General features: G+C 40.5%; 4 protein-coding genes. 3 read left to right on the forward strand and 1 reads right to left on the reverse strand.

What is annotated here, in order from left to right; translation table 11 throughout:
• Positions 1 to 132: 132 nt before the first annotated feature.
• From G7Y56_RS18280 to G7Y56_RS18290, 3 genes are read left to right on the forward strand one after another with little or no spacing between them, the layout of a single operon-like run.
• The gene (locus tag G7Y56_RS18280) at positions 133 to 477 is read left to right on the forward strand and encodes a hypothetical protein (RefSeq protein WP_165045883.1); all 345 of its coding nucleotides are present in this window, start codon (positions 133 to 135) and stop codon (positions 475 to 477) included.
• 5 nt (positions 478 to 482) lie between these two features.
• Positions 483 to 845 (forward strand): IS66 family insertion sequence element accessory protein TnpB, encoded by a 363-nt coding sequence (tnpB, locus tag G7Y56_RS18285; protein ID WP_165045885.1) that lies wholly within the window; start codon positions 483 to 485, stop codon positions 843 to 845.
• Between the two features lie 51 nt (positions 846 to 896).
• Complete coding sequence (locus tag G7Y56_RS18290; protein ID WP_165045887.1) at positions 897 to 2,447, forward strand: IS66 family transposase; 1,551 nt, start codon at positions 897 to 899, stop codon at positions 2,445 to 2,447.
• Between the two features lie 6 nt (positions 2,448 to 2,453).
• Here the strand turns inward: G7Y56_RS18290 and G7Y56_RS18295 are convergent, their stop codons facing one another.
• Positions 2,454 to 3,134 (reverse strand): recombinase family protein, encoded by a 681-nt coding sequence (locus tag G7Y56_RS18295; protein WP_165045889.1) that lies wholly within the window; start codon positions 3,132 to 3,134, stop codon positions 2,454 to 2,456.
• Positions 3,135 to 3,263: the final 129 nt, after the last annotated feature.

The following is a 3,263-nucleotide window of genomic DNA, read 5'->3' on the forward strand; positions in this document are numbered from 1 at the left end:
GTAAGCGTTCGGGAAAGAGCATCTTGTGAGATATTGTCATGGGCTTTACCTTTGCCAAAAATGCGCGTATTGGTTATCTTAACAAGAGCCCAACGAGCGTTTAGTTTATGTAAAAGTTTAAAACCAGAGTAATTGAAAAAGAGAAAAGCATTAAATTCGGCAGAAGCCTTTCCTATCGTAGCCCGCTACCTTAAAGGCGATTTACTTCCCCACGAAGTTTATAGACAAGAGGGATGGAGTGACAATCAATTTTACTATTGGCGCAAGCGTTATGAAAAAAAATATCCTACGGCAGAAGAACCGACTGCTCCTTCGAGTGAATTTCATCCGATAGAAATAAAAAATACAGACCAAGCTCAGTCAACTCATCCGGATGAAATGGCACATATAGAATTAGAGTATCCCAATGGAGTCATCCTTCGTATAGGTCGGGCTCTGAGCGACTCCCGCATATTGAGTCTGATTAAACTCTACTGACAGGCGTGTTCAGTTTAAATGATTCCCAACATTATTATCTATGTTCTCATCCTATCGACATGCGTAAAGGATTCGATAGTTTGTGCGGAGTAGTAAGTAGCTTTATGAAACGCGATCCGCTCAGTGGTGAAGTCTTCGTCTTCATTAACAAATCCCGTACACGCATAAAACTCTTACATTGGGAACGGGGTGGACTAGTTATCTACCATAAACGTTTAGAGATTGGTCGTCTAAGTCTGCCTGTTTTAAACGCAACCACAGGAAGCTATCATCTATCCTGGTGTGATTTGGTACTGATGGTAGAAGGTGTTTCACTGAATGGTATCACACGAAAAAAAAGATATAATTTACCCTCAAAAACCGCATAAATAGTAGCTTATAGGCTTGGATATTACAGCTATTTTTTGTATCTTTAATGTATGGATAAAGTACAGGAGTTAGAGCAACAATTACAGGAAATGATTCTTAAAAACAAAGAATTAGAATCTCAATATACTTCTCTGCAATCCAAACTGTCAAAACTCAGTGATGAACTGCTTTATCTTCGCCGGGTTTTATTCGGGCGTTCTTCTGAACGTTATATCAAAGAAGACCCCAATCAACTCCGCCTTGATTTTCAGGGACAAGTCCAGATAGAAGAAGAAAAGCTCTATTTGCAAACTCGACTTAAGAAAAATGGTTTGGACAGAATAGCAACTACCCAATCTGCAAAGAAATACCCTGTTCGCAAACCCTTGCCTGAACATCTGGAGCGTCGTCAGGAGATCATAGAACCCAACCCCTTACCTCCTGTGGGGTCAAAATGTATCGGTCAAGAAATAACTGAAGTATTGGAATATATCCCCGGACAGCTTTATGTACGTCAAATTATCCGCAAGAAATATGCGTTAAAAGAGGGTGAAGGAGTTATTATAGGACAACTGCCAAGCCTTACATTGCCCAAAAGCAATGCAGGAGCTTCTTTGCTGGCTCAGTTGTTAGTGAGTAAATATCAGGACCATTTACCTTTCTACCGCCAACTGGAGATGTTCAAACGCAGTGGAATACAATTGGCGGCATCCACAGTTAACGACTGGTGTTCATCAGCTATACATTTACTTGAGCCACTTTATGAACATTTACGTAAACAAGTGTTGGCATGCGATTATATACAAATAGATGAAAGTACGATCCCCGTAGTCGATAAGGACAAACCGGGAGCAACACGAAAAGGCTATCATTGGCTGGTTCGTTCACCACAGGAAAATAAACTGTTTTTCCACTACGATAAAGGTTCCAGAGGTAAACATGTAGTCGTTGAACTGCTTAAAGATTTTAAAGGAGCCGTACAAAGTGATGGCTATGGTGTATATGAGATGTACGAAAAAAAAGAAGGAGTCCTTCTGTTGGGATGTTGGGCACATGCCCGGCGAAAGTTTGAACAGGCACTGGCTAACGATCCGCCAAGAGCCGAATATGCCATCAAACAAATACAGAGGCTCTATCAGTTGGAACGGCAGGCTACAGAAAACGATTTAACAATAGAGCAGGTTCAAACCATACGAAAGGAAGAGTCGTATCCGATTCTTCGGGACTTTGAGAAGTGGATTGATCTAAATTATCCACAGGTATTGCCATCTTCGAAGATCGGTACAGCTATGTCATACACCTATGGCATCTATCAGCGTCTGGTACGCTATGTTGTTGACGGCAGATACCGTATTGATAATAATTTGGCAGAGAATGCTATCAGACCTTTAGCTTTAGGACGAAAAAATTATATGTTTTGCCTGAATCATCAAGCTGCCGAAAGAACGGCTATGATTTATTCGTTGCTGGGTACGTGTAAAATATGTGGCGTAAATCCGGTGGTTTGGCTCACCGATGTTTTAAATCGAATCTCGGATCATTCTATACTCAAATTAGACGAGCTTCTGCCCGATAAGTGGGCACAACTTCGTCAGGAAGAACTCTCTGTCATGACACTGTGATAAGGGCTATTGGGCATTGGAATTATATCTGTTATATAAACGGCTGACTTGTATAGCATGAAATCTACAACCTTTACTTGTTTTAAATCCTTGCCTGTTTAATGTCTTAGCAATATCTGTATATGTTTGACCTTCCTTGATCATCATGCAGATAAGAGTAATTGCACGTTTATTATTTTCATTACAAAAAGCTTTATGACGATTGGTTCGGATACTACGTTCAATAGCCTGCCGGTGATTGTTAAGCAAGTTCTCCGGTTTGCCCAGCTTTACTCCTCGTTCTTTCTTTGCTCTTAATGATTGTTTGGTTCGGATGGATATCAGGTTTGCTTCATACTCTGCAATCGAACTGATGATATGTAGTATCAGGCGATTGGCTTCGGGGAAATCACAGAAAATGATATCAACGTCACTTTCTAATAGCCTACTGGTAAAGGCTACGTTTCTGGATAGCCTATCCAGTTTGGCACAAATTAGTATTGAATTGGTCTCTCTGCATAGTTTTAACGCATCCATAAGTTTGGGGCGATTGTTGTTTTTACCTGTTTCGGTCTCTACATACTCATAAAGGATAGCTGATTTATTTTTCACGTAAGTGTTAATTATCTCTCGTTGAGACTCGATGCCTAGCCCACTGATTTGTTGTTTAACCGTACTTTGACGGAGATAAGATACATAAGTCTTCACCTTTGTCTGAACCATTTTACATAAACTAAACGCTCGTTGGGCTCTTGTTAAGATAACCAATACGCGCATTTTTGGCAAAGGTAAAGCCCATGACAATATCTCACAAGATGCTCTTTCCCGAACGCTTAC

The sequence above is a fragment of the Dysgonomonas sp. ZJ709 genome (assembly GCF_011039195.1).
GTDB lineage: Bacteria > Bacteroidota > Bacteroidia > Bacteroidales > Dysgonomonadaceae > Dysgonomonas.

Excerpts from the sequence above, each read along its gene's own strand:
- G7Y56_RS18290 (WP_165045887.1), top strand. The coding sequence starts at position 897 with ATGGATAAAGTACAGGAGTTAGAGCAACAATTACAGGAAATGATTCTT.